The 23,793-nt window shown below is 36.3% G+C and carries 23 protein-coding genes; 11 read left to right on the top strand and 12 right to left on the bottom strand.

Going from position 1 to position 23,793, the window contains the following annotated elements; genetic code table 11:
• The first annotated feature begins 79 nt into the window (after nucleotides 1–79).
• Nucleotides 80–1,381, top strand: a complete 1,302-nt coding sequence (locus HMPREF2660_RS05050; protein ID WP_070485915.1) for a dihydrolipoamide acetyltransferase family protein — start codon at nucleotides 80–82, stop codon at nucleotides 1,379–1,381.
• A gap of 67 nt (nucleotides 1,382–1,448) precedes the next feature.
• Nucleotides 1,449–1,940: a hypothetical protein gene (locus HMPREF2660_RS05055; protein WP_070485917.1), complete on the top strand. Its 492-nt coding sequence runs from the start codon at nucleotides 1,449–1,451 to the stop codon at nucleotides 1,938–1,940.
• On the opposite strand, the gene HMPREF2660_RS05060 is transcribed toward HMPREF2660_RS05055, so the two are convergent.
• Nucleotides 1,922–2,419 carry a hypothetical protein gene (locus HMPREF2660_RS05060; protein WP_070485919.1) on the bottom strand — a complete coding sequence of 166 codons (498 nt, stop codon included), beginning with the start codon at nucleotides 2,417–2,419 and terminating at the stop codon, nucleotides 1,922–1,924. The genes HMPREF2660_RS05055 and HMPREF2660_RS05060 overlap by 19 nt on opposite strands.
• Before the next feature lie 144 nt (nucleotides 2,420–2,563).
• Entirely contained in the window at nucleotides 2,564–4,051 is a 1,488-nt protein-coding gene (locus HMPREF2660_RS05065) for a Do family serine endopeptidase (protein WP_070485921.1), read from the bottom strand.
• Between the two features lie 173 nt (nucleotides 4,052–4,224).
• Between HMPREF2660_RS05065 and dapF the strand changes: the two genes are divergently transcribed.
• Nucleotides 4,225–5,007, top strand: a complete 783-nt coding sequence (gene dapF, locus HMPREF2660_RS05070; protein WP_070485923.1) for a diaminopimelate epimerase — start codon at nucleotides 4,225–4,227, stop codon at nucleotides 5,005–5,007.
• 1 nt (nucleotide 5,008) lies between these two features.
• Nucleotides 5,009–6,037 carry an endolytic transglycosylase MltG gene (gene mltG, locus HMPREF2660_RS05075; protein WP_070485925.1) on the top strand — a complete coding sequence of 343 codons (1,029 nt, stop codon included), beginning with the start codon at nucleotides 5,009–5,011 and terminating at the stop codon, nucleotides 6,035–6,037.
• A gap of 59 nt (nucleotides 6,038–6,096) precedes the next feature.
• Here the strand turns inward: mltG and proS are convergent, their stop codons facing one another.
• A complete protein-coding gene (gene proS / locus HMPREF2660_RS05080) occupies nucleotides 6,097–7,575 on the bottom strand; it encodes a proline--tRNA ligase (RefSeq protein WP_070486106.1) in 1,479 nt (492 codons plus the stop codon).
• 100 nt (nucleotides 7,576–7,675) lie between these two features.
• On the opposite strand from proS, the gene HMPREF2660_RS05085 reads away from it, so the two are divergent.
• Nucleotides 7,676–8,965: a hypothetical protein gene (locus HMPREF2660_RS05085; protein ID WP_070485926.1), complete on the top strand. Its 1,290-nt coding sequence runs from the start codon at nucleotides 7,676–7,678 to the stop codon at nucleotides 8,963–8,965.
• A gap of 28 nt (nucleotides 8,966–8,993) precedes the next feature.
• Nucleotides 8,994–10,367 carry an OmpP1/FadL family transporter gene (locus tag HMPREF2660_RS05090; RefSeq protein ID WP_141743550.1) on the top strand — a complete coding sequence of 458 codons (1,374 nt, stop codon included), beginning with the start codon at nucleotides 8,994–8,996 and terminating at the stop codon, nucleotides 10,365–10,367.
• A gap of 77 nt (nucleotides 10,368–10,444) precedes the next feature.
• Here the strand turns inward: HMPREF2660_RS05090 and mscL are convergent, their stop codons facing one another.
• The 5 genes from mscL to HMPREF2660_RS05115 all read right to left on the bottom strand — a co-directional run bounded on the left by mscL (nucleotide 10,445) and on the right by HMPREF2660_RS05115 (nucleotide 12,965).
• Nucleotides 10,445–10,828 (bottom strand): large conductance mechanosensitive channel protein MscL, encoded by a 384-nt coding sequence (gene mscL / locus HMPREF2660_RS05095; RefSeq protein WP_013597814.1) that lies wholly within the window; start codon nucleotides 10,826–10,828, stop codon nucleotides 10,445–10,447.
• Nucleotides 10,829–10,940: 112 nt separating this feature from the next.
• Nucleotides 10,941–11,831 carry a prolipoprotein diacylglyceryl transferase gene (gene lgt / locus HMPREF2660_RS05100; protein ID WP_070486108.1) on the bottom strand — a complete coding sequence of 297 codons (891 nt, stop codon included), beginning with the start codon at nucleotides 11,829–11,831 and terminating at the stop codon, nucleotides 10,941–10,943.
• A 4-nt stretch (nucleotides 11,832–11,835) separates the two neighbouring features.
• Nucleotides 11,836–12,063, bottom strand: a complete 228-nt coding sequence (yidD, locus tag HMPREF2660_RS05105; protein ID WP_013597812.1) for a membrane protein insertion efficiency factor YidD — start codon at nucleotides 12,061–12,063, stop codon at nucleotides 11,836–11,838.
• 10 nt (nucleotides 12,064–12,073) lie between these two features.
• Nucleotides 12,074–12,586 (bottom strand): thioredoxin family protein, encoded by a 513-nt coding sequence (locus HMPREF2660_RS05110; protein ID WP_013597811.1) that lies wholly within the window; start codon nucleotides 12,584–12,586, stop codon nucleotides 12,074–12,076.
• Between the two features lie 43 nt (nucleotides 12,587–12,629).
• A complete protein-coding gene (locus tag HMPREF2660_RS05115) occupies nucleotides 12,630–12,965 on the bottom strand; it encodes a hypothetical protein (RefSeq protein ID WP_013597810.1) in 336 nt (111 codons plus the stop codon).
• 117 nt (nucleotides 12,966–13,082) lie between these two features.
• Between HMPREF2660_RS05115 and HMPREF2660_RS05120 the strand changes: the two genes are divergently transcribed.
• From HMPREF2660_RS05120 to HMPREF2660_RS05135, 4 genes are all read left to right on the top strand, one after another.
• Nucleotides 13,083–14,357 (top strand): replication-associated recombination protein A, encoded by a 1,275-nt coding sequence (locus HMPREF2660_RS05120; protein ID WP_013597809.1) that lies wholly within the window; start codon nucleotides 13,083–13,085, stop codon nucleotides 14,355–14,357.
• Between the two features lie 153 nt (nucleotides 14,358–14,510).
• On the top strand, nucleotides 14,511–16,625 hold the full coding sequence (locus HMPREF2660_RS05125; protein ID WP_070485930.1) for a TonB-dependent receptor plug domain-containing protein: 2,115 nt from the start codon (nucleotides 14,511–14,513) through the stop codon (nucleotides 16,623–16,625).
• Between the two features lie 2 nt (nucleotides 16,626–16,627).
• Nucleotides 16,628–18,028 (top strand): HmuY family protein, encoded by a 1,401-nt coding sequence (locus tag HMPREF2660_RS05130; protein WP_013597807.1) that lies wholly within the window; start codon nucleotides 16,628–16,630, stop codon nucleotides 18,026–18,028.
• A 45-nt stretch (nucleotides 18,029–18,073) separates the two neighbouring features.
• On the top strand, nucleotides 18,074–19,315 hold the full coding sequence (locus HMPREF2660_RS05135) for a T9SS type A sorting domain-containing protein (protein WP_013597806.1): 1,242 nt from the start codon (nucleotides 18,074–18,076) through the stop codon (nucleotides 19,313–19,315).
• Nucleotides 19,316–19,459: 144 nt separating this feature from the next.
• Here HMPREF2660_RS05135 and HMPREF2660_RS05140 read toward each other — a convergent pair whose 3' ends face one another.
• From HMPREF2660_RS05140 to HMPREF2660_RS05155, 4 genes are read right to left on the bottom strand one after another with little or no spacing between them, the layout of a single operon-like run.
• The gene (locus HMPREF2660_RS05140) at nucleotides 19,460–20,491 is read right to left on the bottom strand and encodes a hemin-degrading factor (protein ID WP_070485932.1); all 1,032 of its coding nucleotides are present in this window, start codon (nucleotides 20,489–20,491) and stop codon (nucleotides 19,460–19,462) included.
• 14 nt (nucleotides 20,492–20,505) lie between these two features.
• The gene (locus tag HMPREF2660_RS05145; RefSeq protein WP_070485934.1) at nucleotides 20,506–21,279 is read right to left on the bottom strand and encodes a heme ABC transporter ATP-binding protein; all 774 of its coding nucleotides are present in this window, start codon (nucleotides 21,277–21,279) and stop codon (nucleotides 20,506–20,508) included.
• Complete coding sequence (locus tag HMPREF2660_RS05150; protein WP_013597803.1) at nucleotides 21,276–22,310, bottom strand: FecCD family ABC transporter permease; 1,035 nt, start codon at nucleotides 22,308–22,310, stop codon at nucleotides 21,276–21,278. The genes HMPREF2660_RS05145 and HMPREF2660_RS05150 overlap by 4 nt, the downstream gene beginning before the upstream one ends.
• A gap of 27 nt (nucleotides 22,311–22,337) precedes the next feature.
• Nucleotides 22,338–23,213 carry a heme/hemin ABC transporter substrate-binding protein gene (locus HMPREF2660_RS05155; RefSeq protein WP_013597802.1) on the bottom strand — a complete coding sequence of 292 codons (876 nt, stop codon included), beginning with the start codon at nucleotides 23,211–23,213 and terminating at the stop codon, nucleotides 22,338–22,340.
• Between the two features lie 141 nt (nucleotides 23,214–23,354).
• On the opposite strand from HMPREF2660_RS05155, the gene HMPREF2660_RS05160 reads away from it, so the two are divergent.
• Complete coding sequence (locus HMPREF2660_RS05160; protein ID WP_013597801.1) at nucleotides 23,355–23,777, top strand: type II 3-dehydroquinate dehydratase; 423 nt, start codon at nucleotides 23,355–23,357, stop codon at nucleotides 23,775–23,777.
• The last annotated feature ends 16 nt before the right edge of the window (nucleotides 23,778–23,793 follow it).

Consider the following 23,793-nt stretch of genomic DNA (forward strand, 5'->3'; position numbering starts at 1 on the left):
AGATTGATAAAATGCAACCAAAAATTCCCTATTACAATTAAAAAATGTTTAGTTTTGTAATGCATCAAAATTCACAAATATGGCGGATTATAAACTGATATTACCTTCGATGGGAGAAGGTGTTATGGAAGCAACAGTAACCAATTGGTTGAAAAATATTGGCGATACAATTGCCGAAGACGAATCGGTAGTAGAAATAGCTACAGATAAAGTAGATTCGGATTTGCCTTCACCAGTTAGTGGTACTTTAAAAGAAATTTTAGTTCAGGTTGATGAAGTTGCAAAAGTAGGTGAACCAGTTGCAATTTTAGAAGTCGATGGAGAAGTTGAACAAGAAGAAGTAGTACAAGCAAGTGAAACTATAGAAAAAGATATAGACCAACTAAAACAATCGGTAACAACTAGCCAAGAAAACCCTGTACAAGAAGTAGTTTCGTCTGCTGATCGTTTCTATTCTCCTTTGGTGAAATCGATTGCCAAAGAAGAAGGCATCTCACAAACAGAATTGGATCAAATTCATGGAACAGGTCTCGAGGGACGTGTAACCAAAGATGATCTAAAAAAATATTTAGAAACTCGCGGTCAACAACCAAAGATAGAATCAACAACACAAGCTGCTACAAGTCAACAATCAATTTCTCCAGCAACTGCTCCAGTGATGACAGTTTCGGGTGAAGATGAAATTATCGAGATGGATAGAATGCGTAAAATAATTGCGCAAAATATGGTACAAGCCAAACAAATTGCACCTCATGTAACGTCTTTCATCGAAGCTGATTTAACGAACATTGTTCTGTGGAGAGAGAAAAACAAGAAAGCTTTCGAAGCAAAGTATGGTGAGAAGATTACCTATATGCCAATTTTCATCCAGGCAATAACAAAGGCAATTCTCGATTTCCCGATGATCAATGTTTCGGTAGATGGTGAACGAATCATTAAAAAGAAAAATATTAATATTGGGATGGCTGCCGCATTACCAAGTGGCAATCTCATCGTACCAGTCATCAAAAATGCAGACCAATACAGTTTATCTGGCTTGGCTAAGAAAGTAAACGATTTGGCGAATAGAGCTCGTCAGAACAAATTAAAACCAGACGAAATTCAGGGTGGCACTTATACGATAACCAATATAGGATCTTTCGGTAACACCCTAGGGACGCCGATTATTCCTCAGCCGCAAGTAGCCATTATGGCGGTAGGAGCAATCGTGAAGAAACCTGCTGTTATTGAAACTCCACAAGGAGATATGATCGGTATTCGACATAAAATGTATCTATCACATGCGTATGATCATCGCGTGGTAGATGGTGCTTTGGGTGGAATGTTTGTGAAGCGGGTGGCCGAATATTTAGAAAATTTTGATATGGATGCAGAAATCTAAAAATATGTGTAGAAAAAACCTTTGAGATACTCAAAGGTTTTTTTATTTTTATCTAAAATTCAGAAATATGTATAATGTTTTAGTTCCTATCCTAATTTTTATTGCCTTTCTCATTATACCGGTGAGTATTCTTATGGTTATAGCGTATCAGGATGCTAAAAAGCGAGATCTTTTGCAACTAAAACTTTTACAAGATTTACCAGAATCAACGACAGGAAAAGCCATTGTCCGATTCAATATTGGTCGTCCACAAGGAAGATTTCTCAAAGAAAAAAAATTTCAGGGAAGTGGAATTTTATACACGATGAATAAGTTAATCTATTTCAAAGATTCTTTTCATACCGAAGATAAAGTCTTTTATCCAGATACGGTTGTTATCAAATGGCACGATGAATCGGAAGGTCAAAACATCAAAAATTCTTTCAGTTTAAGTGATGGGCAAGAAACGATTTATTTATACGTAGACCATACACAATTTGTTTTCAGTAGCGGACCGAGTCTCACTTCTACCTATGATTTATATATGCAGTTGAAAGATTTTCAGTTGGCAAACAGTTGAGTCGGAAGATGAAACGTACAACCAAAACGTAACCCTTCTAACGATTTGAAATCTTTGTATTCTCTAAACTCGATAGCATAACCGGCATTGAACTCCAATACACTTAGTACAGTAAAACCAAGTTCGGGTGAAATACTCCATGGGGAAACATTGATGCGTGCAGTATAAAAAGAAGAACGAAAGTTTTTGCTATACGGATCAGCTGCTTTTTGATAAAAATTGAATAAATAGCCAATCGAAGCTTCAGGTATTAAAATAAAATTATTTTGCATGTAGCCTAAATTGCCTGCCAGCCCAAGATCGATTATATTGTCGTTTGGTTGAACCAAATATAGATCAGCACCTAGTTTACCATAATTACCATTCCAATTTGTGTAGCCAGTTTGTAGAAGAAAATACGGCGTAGTAGGATTTTTTTGTTGCCCTAGAAGAACCGATGAGATACCCAATATTATTAGAAGTGCAGCAATCTTTTTCATAAGTACAAAAATAAAATCAATTTTTCAGATAACGATTAAATTATCATCTTTTGATAGACGAGAATGTAAATATAACGGTAGAAAAGAAAAAGCTACCGAACATAGGCGGTAGCTTTACTTATTTTTAATTATATTTTCAAAAATTTAGTCCATCTGGAAACCTTTTGTATAGATTTGTCCATAATAATCGATAAAGTTAATAGAAACTCTACCTTTGTAATTTTTGAGAATTCGATTTACATCATCTTCATTTTTTACTTCTTTATCATTGATTTTCAGTATGATATAGTCTTCTCTAATTCCGGCTTGAGCTAATTTTCCTTGTTTCAGGTTTTTTACGAGTACTCCATAATTCAACCCGAAATTGTCTTTTTGTCTTTCGGTCAACTCTTCGAAATCAGCACCTAAAATTTCGTTAGGCAATAAGTCGGCTCTGCTTCTTAGATTGGTATTTCCTTTAGCATCGCGTAGAGTAATCGTATAACTGTTTATTTTACCATTACGGTTAACTTTTACATTAACTTTATCACCAGGGCGTTTGCTTCCTACGATGAACGATAAATTAGCCATCGAAGAAATTGGTTTACCATCTACTTCAATAATAATATCACCCGATTTCAGTCCTGTATCTCTTGCTTCAACATCCGAAATGTAGACACCGTTCCCAGTTTTTAGAGATGTTTTGTTCTGGGTGTTGTATTGTCTTACCGCTTCGTCATTCGATAAATCAAACCCGCGAATACCTAAATAACCTCTCTGAACTAAACCGTATTTTTTGATATCTTCTACCACTTTTTTCACCAAGTTAGAAGGGACAGCAAAACCATAACCAGCATACGTACCAGAGGGAGAAGCAATCGCCGTGTTGATCCCGATAAGGTCTCCGTTTACGTTGATTAGTGCCCCACCAGAATTTCCTGGATTGATTGCTGCATCGGTTTGGATAAACGATTCAACTGGAGAATCTGTGTTTTGTCGTAAAATATTGATACTTCTTCCTTTGGCAGAAATAATCCCGGCAGTTACGGTTGAGTTTAACCCAAACGGATTTCCTACAGCCAAAGCCCAATCTCCGACGTTAATCGCATCAGAATCAACAAATTTCATATAAGGCAATGCTTTTTCGTCAATTTTGATCAATGCAATATCTGTACTTGGATCCGTCCCAATCAAATCAGCGATATACGTTTTCTGGTTATTGAGTTTAACTTCGATTTTATTTGCTCCTTTAATTACATGATTATTGGTAACAATATATCCATCGGCAGAAATAATTACACCAGAACCCGAACCCGAAGGTTGGTTTTCTTGTTGACGCTGTTGGCGCTGATCCGGAAACCCGAAAAAGAAATCAAAGAAAGGATCTCGGGATTGTTGACGAGTTTGCTTCTGATAGTTGTTAATCGCAACAACTGTATTAACCGATTTGTTTGCTGCTTCTACAAAATTAGGTGCATCGTATCCATAATTACCTTTATAATCCACATACTGAAAATCACCTTTGTTCAAAACACGTGCATCCGTAATTATATTTCCATTTTCATTATCATACTTCGATAAGGCATAGAAACCTCCCAAAGTTGTCATCGAACTGAAAAGCCCGACCAATAAGTAATTTGTATATTTTTTCATTGTACTAATAAATAATATTCTTTTCTATGTTGTTATCTGTAATATCAAATTTATAACCAAACATTTTAACATTTAAGTGGTTTAACTGCTTTTTAACAATTATTAGCTAAGCTTTACCAAATGCTATTTTCCTAAGAAAATATACTAAATTTGTGATAGAAAAACAAATCTAAGTGAAGTACACTTTTTACAAATACCAAGGTGCAGGTAACGATTTTGTGTTATTAGATGATCGAGAGGAAACCTTTTTGGTGGATCGACAAAAAATAGAGAGAATATGTCACCGTAATTTCGGTGTGGGTGCCGATGGATTGATTTTATTGCAAAATAGTAATCCGTACGATTTTAGAATGCGATACTTCAACTCCGATGGTAGAGAAAGCAGCATGTGTGGTAACGGCGGACGATGCATTGCGCAGTTTGCTTTTGACTTGGGACTTGTGCAACAAGAAATGACTTTCGAGGCGATCGATGGTTTGCACCGAGCTGTGGTTCATCCTACTTATGTTGCGTTAGAAATGATTGATGTAGATAAAGTAGAGGTCTATCCTTCTCATTATTTCCTCAATACAGGATCACCGCATCATGTACAATTTGTAGACGATGTGCAAAAGATAGATGTGCAAAAGGAAGGTGCGAAAATACGGTACGGTATGCCATATTTTGAGCAAGGAAGTAATGTGAATTTTGTGGAAGTAGACGAAAATCAAACCCTGCACATCCGAACGTATGAACGAGGAGTGGAAGCCGAAACCTTAGCTTGTGGTACAGGTGTTACGGCTGCAGCTATCGCTGCTTATTCTGCCGGGAAGGTATCGCAACTACCAATACATGTAAAAGCTGTAGGGGGTGATTTATCGGTACAGTTTATGTTAGCAAATTTGCGTTATGAACAAGTGTGGTTAGAGGGACCTGCACAGTTTGTTTTTGAAGGAATGATAACATTAGAAAATTAATATGCAAAAAATAAGAACGATTCCAACATTTATCGCCTTATGTGTTCTAGGCTTGATGAGTAGCTGTACTTTTATCGAGAGTTTCAAAGGAAATCCTATCAAAGATGGGTTTGTGTACATACCTCGCGGTGCTAATTTCGATCAGGTGATGGATTCTTTGAGTCCATATCTACAAAACCCAGCATTTTTTAGAAAATTGGCCGAAGAGGATTTGTATCCAAGTACTATTAAATCTGGAAAATATAAAATTGTTGCCAACGAAAGTTCTCGCTCTTTACTCAATCGATTGCAAGACGGAGCTCAAGAAGAAGTACGTTTACAAATCAAAAATCATCCAACTCTTTTTCATATGGCCAGTGCAGTTTCTAAACAAATCGATGCCGACTCCATTTCAATTATTCAGTCGGTTATGAAATGGGCAAATGCCAAAGATTCTACTTTGACCGAAGAGACGGTGAAACAGTATTTTATACCCGAAACCTATTTCGTGTATTGGAATATGTCGGCCGATCAGTTTGTAGAACGAATGGAAAAAGAGTATAAAAAAGTTTGGAATCAGAAAAGAATTGATGAAGCTAGAGCACTTCATATGACACCATTAGAAGTGGTTACGCTCGCTTCTATTGTTCAGTTAGAATCTTCTGATAATTTTGATGAGCAACAACGCGTAGCAAAAGCCTATATGAATCGTTTGGATAAAGATATGCGATTAGAGGCGGATCCTACATCAATTTATGCATATAAGTTAGAGAATGGTTTCGACCATAAAATTCAACGTGTTTACTATAAATGGACACAATCTGCTAACGAATACAACACCTATCGCAACAAAGGTTTACCACCAGCGCCAATTTGTCTGCCAAATGTAAAAGCAATCGATGCGGTTCTAAATCCTGCTAATCATGATTATATATTCTTTGTTGCCGATCCCGACAAGCCTGGTTACCATCTCTACACTAATGATTATCAAGAGCATGTGAAGAATGCGAAAAAATATCGAGAATGGATAAAGGCTCGTGATATAAAGTAAAACACGAGAAGATAATAAATGAAAAAGCCTCCAGATTTTCTGAAGGCTTTTTTTATTAATTAATATGCTTTTGCATATAAAACTCTAAATTTAGCAGGTTTCCCTGAATAAAAGTCGACACCCTCTGTTGGTGTTTCGTAATCTAAAGGAATACAACGGATCGTTGCTTTGGTTTCATTTTTTACTGCTTCTTCGGTTTCTTCTGTGCCATCCCAAAGAGCAGAAAAAAAACCACCTTTGGTTTCTATAAGCTCTTTAAACTCTTCATAAGAAGTTACTTCTGTTATATGAGAATCTCGGTATTCATTTGCTTTGGTAAAAAGATTTTCTTGTATGTCTACCAATAGATTTTCTACGTACGAAGAAATGCCGTCCATCGGAATAGTCGATTTTTCTAAGGTATCACGTCGGGCAATCTCTACTTGGTTGTTTTCTAAATCTTTTGGCCCGATTGCTATTCGAACAGGTACACCTTTAAGTTCGTACTCTGCAAATTTCCAGCCCGGTTTTGTTTTTTCATCATCATCAAATTTTACCGAAATACCTATCGAGTGTAATTCATTTTTGATACGATTGGCGACCTCAGAAACTTGTATAAGTTGCTCTTCTGATCTGAAAATCGGTACGATTACCACTTGGATTGGTGCAATTTTCGGAGGGAGCACTAATCCATAATCATCTGAATGCGTCATAATCAAAGCTCCCATCAAGCGAGTAGAAACACCCCAAGAGGTTGCCCAAACATAATCTTGTTTTCCTTCATTTGTGGTAAATTTCACATCAAAAGCTTTCGCAAAGTTTTGGCCAAGGAAATGAGAAGTACCAGCTTGCAAAGCTTTACCGTCTTGCATCATAGCTTCTATGGTGTAAGTCTCTTCGGCTCCTGCAAATCTTTCCGACGGCGTTTTACATCCTCGTACAACTGGGATAGCCATATGGTTTTCGACTACCTCTGTATATACATCGAGCATTTGTCTAGACTCGCTAATCGCTTCTTCTTTTGTAGCATGTGCCGTATGTCCTTCTTGCCAAAGAAATTCAGTAGTTCGTAGAAAAAGACGTGTGCGCATTTCCCAGCGGACAACATTTGCCCATTGATTAATGAGTATTGGAAGGTCACGGTAAGATTGGATCCAGTTTTTATAGGTGCTCCAAATAATGGCCTCAGAGGTTGGGCGAACAATCAATTCTTCCTCTAATTTTGCTTCCGGATCAACCATTAATTTCCCAGGTGTACTTTCGTCATTTTTCAATCGATAATGTGTTACTACAGCACATTCTTTAGCGAAACCTTCGGCATTTTTTTCCTCGGCTTCGAAATAGCTTCTAGGTACAAAAATGGGGAAATATGCGTTTTGATGTCCGGTTTCTTTAAAACGTTTATCCAATTCGGCTTGTATTTTCTCCCAAATAGCGTATCCGTATGGTTTGATTACCATACAACCTCTAACGCCCGAATTTTCTGCTAAGTTAGCTTTAACGACTAACTCATTGTACCACTTAGAATAATCTTCAGCTCTTGAAGTAAGTTTTGCCATAAATTTCGTATATTTGTATATAGTTTGTTTGGTAGAATTGGTATAAAAATTGCCAATATCTATTTGCAAAAATAGTACAACATTAATTAAAACAACAATTATGGATAAGTTTTATAACATTACCAAAAAAATTCTAAAAATAACTAGTTCTTTTGTTTTATTTTTAGGATTGGTTTCTTGTGCAACCCAATCAGTGGGTGGTGTAGAAACCGATGGGGTTTATTATAATCCTTCTAGTGATAAAACGTTGGCACAAGCAGAAGCAGAAAACAATGCTAATGATGGAATGATTAGGATTGGTGGTGCTTATTTTGATGCCAATGGAAATGGAGCAGAAGATTTGTTTTATGATGATTCGGTAACCAAAGCAGATGCCACTGAATATAAGCAGAAAAATCAAACCGTAAATATTTACACGAACCCTGGATATTACGGAAGCCAGACTTTTTCATTAGAGCCAACTACAGATTGGGGTAGATACGATGGGGTAGATGTCCAAGTCAATTATTGGGGAAATTCTTTTTGGTATTCTCCTTTCGGATGGAATTATTACGGGCTAGGTTACTACCCTTGGTATAGACATTGGGGTTGGTACTCTTGGTACACACCATACTATGCATGGGGATGGAATCCTTGGTATTCACCTTATTATTATTGGGGTGGTTACGGAAATTGGGGATATCCGTACTATGGTTACTATGGTTATGGTAGTTATTATAACGGTTACTATGGTTACTATCCGCGTTATGGGCAAAGAGCATATGCGGGCTCTCGACCTGGAATACGTGCTACCAATCGCGATTACGGGCGTTCAATAATCAATCATAACTCTGGTACGTTACGCAATAGTTCGTCTGCAGTTCGTTCGGGTGTAGTAAACTCTACAATTCGTTCGTCTAATAGCAATGTAAGAGAAACTATACGCCCTGATAGAAATGCTTCTTCAACAATAAGAAATAATGCTACTGGTACGATAAGAAGTTCTCAGCAAGAAACTATGCAGACAACAAGACCGATACGTGCATCACAGAATCAAACCATCAGAACAACAAGACCTGTTCGTACAGAGGCAGAGCAAATGAACACGAATTCTGCTCCAGTTCGTTCTACAGATCGTGTCGTTCGTCCACAAGTAGATCGTAGTCAGATTCGATCAACACAACAACCAACAAGAAGTGGCTCTACCATTAGAACCTCACCACAATACGATCGTTCTTCTACGCCACGTTCGTCATCGTATCCAACCAATAGAGGGAATATGACGCCAAGATCTTCATCATTAGAACGTTCTCCTACTTATTCACAACCTTCTCGTTCATCAATGGGAAGTGGTTCGATAGGTACATCTAGAAGTTCTATAGGTGGAGGAGCAAGAGGAACAAGAAGATAAGTATAATTGAAAGAGATAACGTTAATATATGAAGAAAATAACATTGAGCCTATTCTTTGCAATAGGCTTTTCAAATGTATGGGCGCAGGACTATAATGTGCAATATCCGACCAATGCCCTTCGTTTTTACGGGGAAGGAGTTCAGGCAGGTTCTGCCAGAAGTGTAGCCATGGCAGGTGCAAATGGTGCGTTGGGGGGTGAAATAAACTCTACCGAACAAAATCCTGCAGGTACAGGTGTAGCAATATCTTCTGAAGTAGCCTTTACGGCTTCCGTAAAAGCTTATAAAAATAAAACTCAAATGGATAAGGTGGTCACATCGGAAGATAACACGTTCGATTTTAGTCAAGCAGGAGGAACCTTAGTGTTCAATACACGATCGGAGGATTGGAATCGTTTTGTGCTTGGTTTTATTTTTCTAAATGAGCAGCTAGATAACGAAGTCGTGTTTGGGCCTAATGCAAAAATAGCTACGTACGATGATCAAGGGAATGCCTATAAAATGAATGGTTTTTATGATGGAGTTTCAGGTTATAAAACCAAATTTACCCTCAATTTTGGTACATCTTATCAAGATCGACTATTTTTAGGAGCAAACTTCAATTTTCATGAAACCAATTATAACAACTCTATCATTTATTCGGATGTTGCACCCAATGGAGCTGTTTCTTATATGAATTTAGACGGTGCGCCATACTCGGAAATTGGGCAAGGCTTTTCTTTTGGATTGGGGATTATCGGAAAATTGAACCAGAATCTGCGAGCAGGTTTAGCCTTTCATACTCCGGTGTGGTATAATGTAGATGAAGAATATTTCAGAGTAGATGAAGCAGGAATGAATAACATTTATTACTCAAATTATAAACTTCAATCGGGTGCTAGAATGGTGGGATCTCTTGGATTTGTTATTGGGAAATCTTTCGCATTTGATATAGATTATACCCAGCACTTCAATAAAATGATAAATTTTTCGGATAATAACTTACGAAGTGCCAATCAGTTCATAGACGATAATGTAAATAACAGTAGTGAAGTTCGCATAGGAGGTGAATATCGATACGACAAGTTTAAAGTTCGTGCAGGATACACATATGTGCAATCTCCAATCAAAGATGCAACTATATTTACCGAAGGTATCAACGATCAAGGGCAAACAATCACGATAGCCAATAACTACAAAAATATGTACCTAGGCAACCTAAATCGTGTAAGCTTCGGGTTTGGTTATGATTTTGGAGGTTTCTTTATAGATGCAGCTTATCAATACTCGAATCAGAAATATGTAATGCCGATAGGTGGCCATTTTGTGGATGGTAAATCATCTGTAAATTTGGCTTTAAACAGTGGCGAAGTAAAAAACAACAACAATAGTTATTTAGTAACTTTGGGTTGGAAGTTCTAATAGCAGACAACTCAGAATATAAACTATACAATAAAAAAACGGTTACTTTTTGTAACCGTTTTTTTGTATAATTCAGTTTATTTATTTTTCAATAAATCTCTTATTTCTGCTAATAATTCTTCCTGTGACGGAGCTGCCGGAGCTTCTTCTTCAACTTTTTTAGGTTTCTTTAGTTGGTTGATTCCTTTGATTAATAAAAACAATGCGAATGCTACTACAATAAAAGAAATTGAAGCCGAAATAAAATTACCATACTTGATTGCTGTACCAGGAATTACAAGCTTCTCTAACTCTTCTGCATGGATCGCTTTTAGTGCAGGACTAAGGATGGCAGGTGTAATAATATCGTCGACAAGAGATGTGACAATTTTGCCAAAAGCACCACCAATTACCACACCGACAGCAAGGTCGATAACGCTACCTTGAGCAGCAAATTCTTTAAATTCTTTGATAAATCCCATAATGTAAAAGTTTTACGATTGGTAATGAAAAATAATTTTTTTAATATACAAAGGTATAAAAATTAGTTTCGCATAAACTAACTATCTTTTATTGGTTGAACAAAATAAGTTTTTATGCTCGGTTAAATATCCTGTTTTTCGAGCTGATAAATAAGTACAATCCGATTAGCATAAAGGGAATACTCAAGATTTGTCCATTATTCAGTCCTACATTTATGGTTTCTGCCACAGCTTCCTTGCCTTGATTTTCTTTAAAAAACTCGACAATAAAACGAATCAGAAATAAAAAGAACAAAAACACGCCAAGCAAAGCACCCATTTGTTTCCGATATTGTATTTTTTGGTACAAAGTCCACATAATAAACCCTAAAATTATATAGCCTAATGCTTCATATAATTGCGCTGGATGACGAGGAACTACTTCACCGTATGAGGAACTTTGTGCTAAAAACTTCACTGCCCAAGGCAAATCAGAAGGTTTGCCGACAATTTCAGAATTCATGAAGTTACCAAAACGTACAGCTGCTCCTCCTAAAGGAACAACTACTGCAATTCGGTCGAGAATCCACAAAGCACTTCTTTTAAGATATTTTCTAGAAAAAAAATAAGCCGATATAATCACTCCTAAAGCAGCACCATGACTAGCGAGTCCTTGGAAACCTACAAATTCGTAATCTTGTAAAAAACCAAAAGCTGTATGTCCTGGACTATAAGCAACGGGGAGCAATACTTCTATGGGGCGATCGATAAATGCTTTCGGGTCATAAAATATAAACTCTCCTAGCCTAGCCCCTAAAATACAACCTATAAAAACATACAAAAATAAAGGGTCGAGTAGTTCTTTCTTTTCGTTTTCTTGTCGGAAGATTTTCGCCATCATGTACCAACCGATAACAAAGGCAAGAATCCAACAAAGACTGTAATAATGAATTTTTAGGAAGCCTAAATCGACTAAATATGGACTTGGATCCCAGGTAATAAATGAAAAAAGATGTATTAGCATAATGTTATTTTTTTGGAACAGGATCATAACCGCTGCCTCCCCAAGGATGACAACGTAAAATTCTTTTCGTACCCAAATATAGTCCTTTTAGTAAACCATGCATTTGCAATGCTTGTATCATGTAGGATGAGCAAGTTGGCTGGAAACGACAATTACTACCAAGCAAAGGCGAAAGCATCACTTGATAAAGTCTGACCAAAAAAACAAAAGGATAGATAAGAATCTTTCGCATGAAGAATTTTTTATTTTTTTGATTCGTACGTAGCTGGATCTAATGCTTTGTAGGTCCAAGCCTCTAAGAAATCTTTGACAATTTTTGGGTCGTGCCCAGTTGTACCATCTTTATTCTCTAAATATGCAGAATTCTGGGTGTGAAGTAATTTTCCATTCCCGTCTAAAATTACAAAAACCGGAAAACCAAAACGCTCTGGATGTCGAAGTTTAGCCAACATCGGAAGGTTTTTGTTTTCTTTACTATAATTCAGATGCACAACCTTGTAGTGGTCTCTGAGCGTATTTTTTAGCTCTTCATTCGTGGTCAAAAGATGATTAAAAGTTAGACACCACGGACACCAATTTCCACCTATTTGCACAAAAACATGTTTGTTTTCTTTCTTAGCCAAAGCAATCGCTTGGTTGATTTGCTCCTCTGCATTAGCTTCGGGTTGATAAATATTTTTTTCGATCGTGTTTTGCGCAGATAAATTTGCATTCACTAAAAAGAAAAACATACTCACAAAAAACATTAATCTCATAACTCTATATTTTATGACAAAGTACAAGAATTTTTGTGGTAAATCAAAAACTTATTTGTATCGTTTCTATTTTGTTGTTTATAATTCTCGTTCTTATTCGAGGATTTTTTTTGTACAAATCCGAGGTATTCTTTTCGTGTAAATGCAAAAAGTATTTTTGTAAATAATAAAAAATATTCATGCTTTCTTTTTCCAAAATAATTTCGAATTTATGCTCGGCCACGTCCGCTAAAAATAGTTGCATTTCTCGTTCTATAGATAAACACAGGGAAAGTTTCTTTTTGTAAGTGTTTTTATCCAGATTATGATACAACAAATCATTCACCAATTTTTCGTGTTTTTTGCAAATTAATAAGGCTTGTTCCAATGCTTCTTTCATGATTATTGTTTTTATAATTTATATAACCGTATAACAAATATTCAAAAGCTTAGCGTCGATTTGTGTCGCGATGAATTTTTGGTGATAATCCGTAACTTTGATAAAAAATAGTTCGATATGATAGCACCTTTAGCCGAAAGAATGCGACCAAAATCATTGGATCAGTATATTAATCAGAAGCATTTGTTAGGTGAAAATGCACCTATTCGGATGATGCTGCAGCATGACATGATTGCTTCTATGATTTTTTGGGGGCCACCAGGAACAGGAAAAACAACTTTGGCTCAATTGATTGCAGAATTATCGAATCGCCCTTTTTATACGTTAAGTGCTATTAATGCAGGAGTGAAAGATGTACGAGAGGTGATAGATAAAGCAAAAAGTCAGAACCTATTCACCACCGAAAAAAATCCAATTCTTTTTATAGACGAGATTCATCGATTCAATAAATCTCAACAAGATAGTTTGTTAAGTGCAGTCGAGAAAGGATATATTACGTTGATTGGTGCAACGACCGAAAATCCAAGTTTCGAGGTGGTTCCAGCTTTGCTATCACGCGCTCAAGTCTATACATTGCATGCTTTAGTGAAAGAAGATTTAGAAGATCTTTTGTTTCGAGCAATACAAGAAGATAATCTCTTGTCTACCAAAAAGATTCGTCTTGATGAAACCGATGCTTTGATTCGTTTTTCGGGAGGAGATGCTAGGAAATTATTAAATGCTTTTGAGTTGGTTGTGAATAGTTTTGGTGAGAATGAAGAAATAATCATTACGAATGAAACGGTGCAACAAAGAATACAACAAAATACAGCTAGATACGATAAAACCGGAGAACAACATTACGATATTGTATCCGCTTTTATAAAGTCAATTCGCGGATCTGATCCGCAAGCAACGGTTTATTGGTTGGCACGTATGATAGAAGGTGGGGAAGATGTGAAATTTATTGCACGTAGAATGCTAATTGCTGCTTCGGAAGATATCGGTGCCGCTAATCCTACTGCACTTATTTTGGCAAACAACACATTTCAGGCGGTAAGTGTTATTGGTTATCCAGAGAGTAGAATTATTCTTAGTCAATGTGCTATTTATTTGGCCAATTCACCTAAAAGTAATTCGACTTATATGGCGATTAATCGTGCTCAACAATTGGTGAAAGAAACAGGAGATTTGTCTGTGCCTTTGCATTTACGCAATGCGCCAACGAAGTTGATGAAAGATATGGATTACGGCAAAAACTATTTGTATGCGCATGATTATGATGAGAATTTTGTCTGCCAAGAGTTTCTGCCAGAAGAATTGACCGGAACTTCTTTCTACGAACCTGGCAATAATAAACGAGAACAAGTCGATCAACAAATAATGAAAGCACGCTGGAAGAATAAGTATTAACACGGTTAAAGACATCAATAAAAACTAGCTCAGCTATAAATAGTTGAGCTATTTTTTTTCTAAAAAAACATTTTTCGTAATTTTTATTTAGAATTATTAAAAATAACATTATATTTGTCAAAATTTATGTAGACTAATTCTAAATAATTACGCATGAGGTTTCTGTTTTTGTTTATATCGGGAGTTGTGTTTCAGGCTACTTTTGCTCAGACCAAAGATTCTATTATCTCTAACCCAATAGAATTAGAACAAATCATCGTGTCTGGACAATACAACAAACAATCGGTAAAGAAATCGATCTATGAAGTAAAAGTACTCAACCGAGATGTGATTGATCGTTTAGCTGCTAATAACTTGGCCGATGTGCTCAATCAAACACTCAATCTCACCGTGATAAGTAGTCCAAATACTGGGAAATCATCGGTAAGCATGTTCGGGATGGGTGGGCAGTATTTCAAAGTATTGGTCGATAATATTCCACTGCTCAACGACGAAGGTTTAGGAAATCATACCGATTTGACACAGCTTCATTTAGATGATATTCTACAGATAGAAATTGTAGAAGGTGCTATGGGAGTGGATTATGGTGCCAATGCATTGGCAGGAGTTATCAATATTATTACCCGAAAGAATGCGAGAGGTAAGGTCGACATTTCTGCATTTGTACAAGAAGAAACTGTGAACGATGAATATAATCTGAAAAATAAAGGGCGACATATACAATCACTGAAAATTGGACACACCATCAGTCCTAGATGGTATACGGAATTTAATTTCAATCGAAATGATTTTAAAGGTTTTTGGGATGAAAAAAAAGGAAAACATCATGCCGAAAACAATGGGGAAAGAGGTTACTCTTGGCTACCAAAAGAACAAAATGGCAGTAAGTTTTTGATGAGGTATGCTACTGCAGCTCATCAGTTTTTTTATCGACTCGAATACTTCAATGAAAAAACAAACTATTATAATCCAGTAGTACAACTGCACGAACAGCCTTCAACAGCAACCAATAACGCTCTTGCAGAAGACACCGAATTCAAGACGCAACGTTGGTACAATTTATTCAATGCAAATGGAAATATTTCGGATGAGTGGCAATACGATGCGAGTTTGTCCTACCAAAACCAACGAAGGCAACAAAAAAACTATCAATACCAAATTGCTTCACAGACCGAAAACGATGTGCGCACTTCTACCTTCGATAGCCGAGAAACAATCTACTCTAAAGCCACGATTAGCAATGTTGTGACGGGACGGATATTCGACTTTCAGTTTGGTTATGAAATCAATACAATATTCGGGAAAGCAGCACAACGCAAAGATATCTATGCCAATCCGATTGATCGTCAGGTAAGTTCGTATGACTTTTTTGCATCTTCCGAAATAAATTTTTCTCCAAAATTCTCTGTGCGGCCGGGATACAGAGTCATGCTTTCTAACTTATTCGATACCCAGCACGCGGCAAGTTTAAGTACTAAGATTCTCTTGCCTAAAGATTTTGAGTTGAGAGTGATTGCTGGAACATCGCCAAGAACGCCCGATTTTGACGAGCTGTTTACTTACTTTGTAGATGTTAACCACGACTTGCAGGGAAATCCAGACTTGAAACCCGAAAAAGGAAGTTCTCTTTTCTTGCATCTGAAAAAAAAATGGTATTGGGAAAACTCTTCTTATGAACAAAAATTTTCTGCCTGGAAAATTCATTTACGCGATAAAATAGAACTTATGGCTTTGAGTTTATCACCGCTAAAGTACAAATATATCAATGTAGATAAGTATGATACGCAAGGGCTAACTTATAGTTCGGATTGGAAATGGAAAACCTTACAGTTCGGCGCAGGAATTTCATTAACCGGTATAAAACAAAATTTAGCTGAAGAAGCAAATGTTGATGAAAAATATTTTTATTCAACAAACTTCAACCTTAATGCTTCTTTTCTGATACCATCAACCAAAACTACTTTTTCTTTTTTCTATAAATACAATGGTAAACAAGAATTGTATCGAGAACAAAGTCAATTGGATCAGCAAACAGAGTATGTGAAAGGTGTACAAGACTCGTATAGTTGGATGGATGCATCTATTCGTCAAAGACTATTCGATAATAGAATAGAATTAGTGCTTGGTTCAAGAAATTTGTTCGACGTAAAAACCATTCGTAATACGACACAAGGGGCAAACGGGCATGCGTTAGCCAACAGTAGGATGATGTTAGGATATGGACGTTCTTATTTTATAAAATTTCTTTATAATCTGAAATACAATTAATTATGTCTAAATATTTTTGGATACTCTCTTTTTTTTCAGTTTTATTTTTCTCGTCTTGCGTAGACGATGAACAACCATTGTCTCAGCCATTTGTGATTGCTTTTGCCAATCAATCACTCAACTATTCGAACATCCAAAATGAACAAAAAATTGAGTTGGACTTCTCTAAACCTGCATCGCAAAACGGCGTAGTAATTATAGAAATAGTTGATGAAAATGCCGAATATGACAATGATTACACCACAACTCCAAAAGCACAAAACAAACAAATTCGTTTGCCCTATGAGAAAGATGCTAATCGGTTGAGTTTTTCTTTTACCAATCTTATTTATCCGTTTGATCGTGCAGATAAAAGAATTCAATTCAAAATAAAAACTATCGAATCCGATGAGGCATATTCTATACAAGGATATACGCAATTGACAATTTCTTTCGAGGCATCAATCGGAGCAACGCTTGCGCCGAATGTTGGTGGACCAAATGAACCAAACCAAGTGTATATCGACCTCAGTGAAGAGAAAATGTTCGAAGTTAGACGAGATCAGTGGGATTTTGGTTTTTATACCGGGAATGAATTTCGTGTCATCCTCAACGGATCTATTTATATGGCAGCGAAAAAGTTATTGGTTTATGATATAGATCAAGTAACAGAAGATCAAGTAAAGATTTTCTTTCCGCAAGTTGCTGTAGGAACTTTCGATGCACAAAATGCTGCATATATCGATCATCCTTCTGGTGACATAAACCAAACCGCCATTGCAGAAATAGCTGATAATGATGACGAAAATAGTGTCTATCTAATCAATCTAGGTTATGAGGTAGGGAGTATAACACCTGCAATAGGTTCTGTGGCAATCGCAGGAGATCACAGAGGTTGGATGAAAATTAGAGTATTGAAAAGAAATGGAAATTATCTGCTACAATATGCCAAATTAAATGAAACAACTCATCGAGAAATCGTAATCTCAAAAAATTCACGAGCCAATTTTAGCTTTGTCAATCTACAAGAGCATAAACTAGTAGAAGCTCAACCAGAATCTACCAAGTGGGATATTGGTTTTACAGTTTTTACCACGCTCATCGAAGGCAGTGGGTCATATGGGAACTCTGACTTCATCGTTCATAATCGCTTGGGTAGCGTAGAAGTGTATATGGTGACCGAAACCAAGGATCAGACTTTCTCTAGTTTTTCAAAATCGATGATTGATGCATCAAAATTCGATAAAGATATACGAACTATCGGAAGCAATTGGCGAAATGTTTTTGAAGGAACTGTAATCAAAAATCGATTCTTTATCCTAAAAGACACAGAAGGTTATTTCTATAAACTACGAATGCTCAACCTAAAAAATACATCAGGAGAAAGAGGATATCCACGTTTAGAATATCAACTTATACCATAATATAAATAGTTAAAAACAAAAAAATAAATAATAAAAATTGTAATCATGAATAAAAAGTTTACTCTATTTAGTACAACATTTTTGATAGGGCTTAGCTTGCAAGCTCAAATAATCCAAGGTGAAATTTCGATGGGGCAAGCCTATCAAAATGATGTATATTTTGGCTTAGAAAATCAGACACAATTCGAGGTGAATCGACAAGAATGGGATTTAGCTTTTTTTAGAAAATCTATGTATGGTTTAGGAATTCGAGTAAATGATACAAAAGGTATTCAGGTTTTCGAAGCTTCTAATTCTTTTAGCGATTGGAATTCGATCTCACCAAGCAATGAAAGTACTTGGGTTCCCCTCTATAATAGCGTCGAAAAGTGGGACGAAGGTGCTTTCAATCATGGTTCTGCAACCTACGGTTGGGGAGAATATGACATGGTAACGCATCATGTCAACGGTAAAATAATTTTTGTTTTGAAGTATGATAACGGTGATTATATAAAATTGCGCATCGATAAATTGGCTTATGGGACTTATACTTTCACTTTTTCTAAGTGGGAAAATGGCACATGGTCTGCCGATGAGCGTGTAAATATCGAGCAAAATACATCCCAAAATCGTATTTTCAACTATTATAATCTGTCTACAAAACAAATTGTAAATGCAGAGGCAGAACAGGACAAATGGGAGATGAAGTTTACAAAATACCAAACCCCACTACCATACGAAGGTGGGACTATAATGTATCCTGTTACCGGAATTTTACAATCAGATTTGGTGAAAGTAGCCAAAACAGAAGCAGGAAATCCTAGTGATGACGATGCGTACAAGGCGGAAATAAATTCGATTGGGTACGATTGGAAAACCTTTAACGGGTCTACTTACAGTTTATCCAACCTAAACTATTTTATCAAAAACACCAATACCAACAGGATATATCGACTGAATTTTACTGGTTTCGAAGGAAGCTCTACCGGGAAAATCACCTTCGATTATGAAGATGTTACCAGCTCATTAAGTATCTCTGACATCCGAACCAGCAACTTTGATGTATATACAATTCAGAGCGAGCCGAAAACAATTCAGGTTGTTTTTAATGGACAATTCTCTACCAACGAAAATATGCTGATTAGTGTGTTCAATCTTAATGGACAAATAGTGCATCAAGAAAGTTATCGTCCGAGCGCACAATTTACGACCAAAAAAATCAATTTATCCAAGTTAGGATCTGGTATATATATCGTGAATATAGAAAGCAACGGCATCAAAAAATCGAAAAAAATCGCTCTGCGATAATTTCTGTATTTTATATCTATCTTAAGAAGGTTGTCTTTTAGGCAACCTTTTTTTGTATGGTGATTTGCTAACTGAAAAAATAATAAACCCGATTCTTTCTTATAAGAATCGGGTTAAGAAAAACAATAAATTAAATAAGGGAGCTTACAATTCTGCAATAACTTGTTGCCATTGCTCTAATTCGGGAACTCCTGGTTTTCTTTTTCCGAAAAACTGAACAATCAATTCACCTTTTTTGTTAAAGGCTTCGATCGATGTTACTACACCATCTTCGGTCGGTTTACGAACAATCCAAGTATTATCGATTTTGTCCATCGCCAAATGCATATTAAAATCAGCATCCATTATATTGTACCATTGGTCATGCCACATTAATTTCTTTATTGGGCCTGTATGAATTTGGATCATTCCTTTGTTTCCGATGAAAACCATGATGGGAGTCTGATTGTTCGCAACTTTTTCTAGGGCCTCTACAATTTTATTCGATTCGATTTTGTGTGCATGATAATCCGACGGTGCCAAGCGCATAGCTTGTGTTCTACTTACGCCATGTTTTTTTAGCATCATAAAAAAATCATGAGTATCTTTAAGGTCGAGCCAATCTTTCTGAAAAGCAGCCACATCGATTTCTTTATCATCTTTTTCTTCAGTTATTTCTTCTTGATAATTTATTTTTTCAACCGAGCTCTGGTCCTGATTTTTATATTTCTCTACCAAAGAGTCAAATGCGACTACATTGCTTTGTGGGGTAAGATATATTTTATGCACAGCCGATCCATCTTTGCCAAAGAATTGTAAACTCCTTCTGTCTCCATTTTTTGTGGGTTCAATAACTGCATAAGCACTTTGCCAGAATGAAGAAAAAATTCTCAAATCAATATCCTCGCCAACAAAAAGTTGAGCATGTGGAGAGCTGAAATCTGGATTTAGATAAACACCTTTTCGTTCGTGTACAGCTTCGTCGTTTCGAGTAAGTGCCATTACTTTCCCGAGAGATTCTACAGCTTGTAAAAGGTCAGAAAATTTAGGTTCTAGGCGAGTAACTCCTTTTCCTAGTTGCAAACAAAGTAGTTCTACTTCGCTTACTCCGAGCGTGTTGGCTGCATTTCTGATTCGTAAATTGGGTTGCTCTTTCCTTAGCAAATCCCATTTTTCGTGTAATAAGGTTGAATTCATACTATTCTATTTTTTTATCCAAAGACGATATAGGGTCTATTGGTTATTGGGTTAGAAATTATTTTACATGGAAATTGATAAACATTTTCAATGATTTTTTCTTGGAAAACATTTTCCGGAGAATCGTACATTTTTATTTTTCCGTTTTGCATCAATACTACTTCATCTGCAAACTGTGCTGTAAGATTAAGGTCGTGTAGAACCGTAATTGCCGTATTGTTATTTTGTGTAAAATCTTTGATTGTTTGTAAGATTTTGAATTGATGAGCAATGTCTAAGTTGTTCAAGGGTTCATCTAAAAATACTAATTTTTCTTGAGCTTTATTTTCTACCTGAGCAAAAATTCTCGCCAAATGAACACGTTGTTTTTCTCCTCCCGAAAGTTGATTGTAATCACGGTTTTCTAGATGAGAAATTTCTGTTTTTTCCATCCATATTTTTGTTGCTTCCCAATCGGTTTTTTGGGGTTGATAATGAAAATACGGATAACGACCCATTAGTAAAATATCTTTTACTCGCAAAGGGATGTCGTTTTGTTGTTGTTGAGAAAATTTTGCTTTTTGGCACGCCAATTCTTTTCGGCACCATTCTCGGTAGTTTTTTCCTTTGAAACACGTACGGTTTATCTTCGGATCGATTTCATTTGCTAAATAATTCAATAAAGAACTTTTGCCTGCGCCATTCGGTCCGATAATCGCAATAAATTTCCCCTTTTCTGCACGGAATTTTATATTCTTTAGAATGACAGCTGTTTTGGAGGGAAAACGTATTTGTTCTGCACGAATCATGATAAGCTTTTTTTGTATTGTATCAATATAGAAATAAAAACGGGCGCTCCCATCAACGAGGTTAAAATCCCAATCGGTATCTCGGCTGGTGCTACAATTGTTCTACTCAATGTGTCGGCAATAATCACCAGAGATGCTCCTAAGATTGCAGATAACGGTAGCATATAGGTGAAATTAGAATGAAATATTAGGCGTAAAATGTACGGAATTATTAAACCAACAAATCCTATTGTACCGGTGAAAGATACAATGCTTCCGACAATCAAAGCAGAAAATAAGATAATTTGTTTTTTAGACTGCTCGATATCAATCCCAATGTGTGTCGCATTTTTTTCTCCTAATAGCATTGTATTTAGGGTTTTGCCTTTTGATAGGAGAAATAGAAAGCTGAAAAATAGAATTGTACTCAGAATTGCGATCGAGTACCAATTAGCCGCTGCTAAACTTCCGAGAGTCCAAAATGTAAGGTTTCTTAGTTCTTCTTCTGTAGATAAATAGGTGAGTAAACCTGTACCAGCACCGCAAAGCGCAGAAATGGCAACACCCGAAAGCAAAAGTAACGAAATATTGGTTTGTCCGTTTTTGGTAGAAATTTTATACACTAACCAAATGGTAAGCAAAGCACCAATGAATGCCATGATGCTTAGTAGAAAATAATGTACAAATTTTGGTAAAAAGGCGTATAAATGATGGCCTAATACAATCGTTATTGCCGCAAATAGAATAGAACCCGATGTAATTCCGATAAGGTCTGGGGAAGCCAATGGATTTTTAAAAATTCCTTGTAAACAGGTGCCGGTAACAGCCAAACCACTACCTACCAAAATCGCCATTAATATTCGGGGTAAACGTAAATCGAACAATACATAAGCATCACTTTCATCGGTAATCTTTTTCATTAGAATAATATTCTTAAAGTGTTCTGTGATTGGGGTATTGAATTGATAGACACCAATAAACAAAGCTGTGATAGAGATGAGAATCGTGAACAGACCAAAAGAAAATATGTAAAACCTTAGCTTTTTCTGCATTTTACTTTAAATTACCATTATCCGATTTTACTTTCCTTGTAATAACTGATTTAATTGCAAGGTAGCCTCGCCTAATCTAGGTCCAAATCCTGATAAAAGCTGCCCATCCATAGAAATGATATTCATCTTTTTTCCCGCATTGGTTGCCGAGACTCCTTCTATTTTTAGTACCCCTTCTTTGCCACCTAAACTTTGTAGGCCTCGATCAAAAAGTAAGATATAGTCAGGATTTGCATTAATCAGCGCTTCAGGAGTCAAAGGTTTATAATCTTCTATGTTGTTCACCGCGTTGATGCCGCCAGCCATTTCTATTATGTTTTCTATTGGAGTTTTCTGTCCGGCAATCATGAGATTTCCTGCTCCACGCGCATAGATAAATAAGACTTTTGGTTTTTGGTCTACGGGTTTTACTTGTTGAATTTTTTTGTCTATTTCGGTTAGATATTTTTCATAATTAGATGAATGCATATCTGTGGCAATCGTTGCAATCATTTTTTTGGTTTCATCTGCTGCCATTGGCTGGTCGATTAAACGGACGGTAACCTTGGCTTGCTCTAATTGTTTCTGTAATTCTGGTTTCATTTCTTTGCTTGTTGCATAGACCAAAGTTGGTTTCAAGGCAAGAATCGATTCGGCCGAAATACTCGATACATGTCCAAGATTTGCTGCCTGTTCTTTAATGTTTTGCGGAAATGTACTCGTGATGTCAACACCAACAATGTTTCCTCCTTTACCGAGAAGTGCCAAGGTTTCTGTAACCGATCCGTTGAGCGAAACTATTCGCTCTGTATTCATCGATTTTGTTTTTTCTATGGTTGTTTTTTGTGTATCCTCTGTTTTAGTTTCCGAATTGCACGCTATCATAAAAGTCAAAGTGCAGCCGAGTAAAATTATTTTTTTCATGTTACTATTTATAATAAGACTAAATAAAAAGCAAATATCGTAAAAAAATTTTACATTTCACATATTATTTAGAATTAATTTAAATAATTAATATTGCAAGTAAAATTTATTAGAAAAAGAAGTAATTTGTGAAAAAAAAAGATGAAGACAATTCAGATTATTAACGGTCCAAATCTCAATTTATTAGGTATTCGAGAACCCGAAATTTATGGGCGCCAATCCTTTGAATATTTTTTCGATACGTTGAAACATCAATTTCCCAATATTTCTTTGCAATATTATCAATCGAATCACGAAGGAGATGTAATCGATAAGCTACACGAAGTAGGTTTTCTGTATGATGGAATTGTTCTCAATGCGGCAGCTTATACGCATTATTCGTATGCCATAGCCGATGCGATAAAAGCCATAAGAACGCCCGTAATAGAAGTGCATATTTCTGATATTTATGCACGTGAGGATTTTAGAAAAATAAGCGTAACGGGCGAAAACTGTGTAGATATAATTTCGGGTAAGGGATTGGATGGTTATCGATTGGCAATAGAAAAATTTCTGATCGATTGATTTTGCAGATTAGATA

Source organism: Weeksella sp. HMSC059D05 (assembly GCF_001809725.1).
In the GTDB taxonomy this organism is placed as follows: Bacteria; Bacteroidota; Bacteroidia; order Flavobacteriales; family Weeksellaceae; genus Weeksella; species Weeksella virosa.